Below are 699 nucleotides of genomic sequence, written 5' to 3'. Positions count from 1 at the left end.
GCGAAGATAAGGCGCTGGACATTTATGCCTCCGCCTGTGGACACTTTGGTGTCATGCCGAAAACGGATACAGCAAAACTTTTGGTAGAACAGGCCATTTCCCAACTCCGGGCAACTTCTGCCACATTAGCTGCTCTCAAGCAGGAGATGCAATCCTTGGCGGCTTCTCTGCCGGAGTATCCGGTGGTGATGGGGATGTTTGGTGTTGGTCCTGTCCTCGGCCCCCAACTCATGGCTGAAATTGGCGATGTACGCCGTTTTCATTCCAAAAAAGCGCTGGTTGCCTTTGCGGGCATTGATGCTCCGCCCTACCAATCCGGCCAAATGGATATCCGTAGCCGCAGCATTTCCAAGCGGGGATCTTCCTCACTGCGCAGGACGCTCTTTCTAGTGATGAGTGTCATCCTGCAACGTGCTCCAATGAATGAGCCGATCTACCAGTTCATGAACAAGAAACGCTCAGAAGGCAAGCCCTACCGTGTCTACATGATGGCCTCCGCAAATAAGTTCCTGCGCATCTACTACGCTTCGGTGAAAGCCTACTTGGATTCCCTGGGTCACGACTGATTTTCCTGCGCTATACCATCTGGCTGGCCGCCGTTTTAATTTTGAGATGCTCAGCGGCTTGATTTTGTGTTGCCTTTTTCGCTTCCCTAAAAATCTGAAATTTCTACTTGACTTTTATTAGCAGGTCTTTTCT

General features: G+C 50.6%; 1 protein-coding gene. It reads left to right on the top strand.

Going from position 1 to position 699, the window contains the following annotated elements:
* Positions 1-566: transposase (locus WGC32_RS15055; protein WP_342683088.1), on the top strand; the 566-nt coding region annotated here is incomplete at its 5' end.
* Positions 567-699: the final 133 nt, after the last annotated feature.

The sequence above is a fragment of the Zongyangia acetica genome (assembly GCF_038739695.1).
Lineage (GTDB): Bacteria > Bacillota > Clostridia > Oscillospirales > Ruminococcaceae > Zongyangia > Zongyangia gallinarum.
This window is presented reverse-complemented; position numbering and strand designations above follow the sequence as displayed.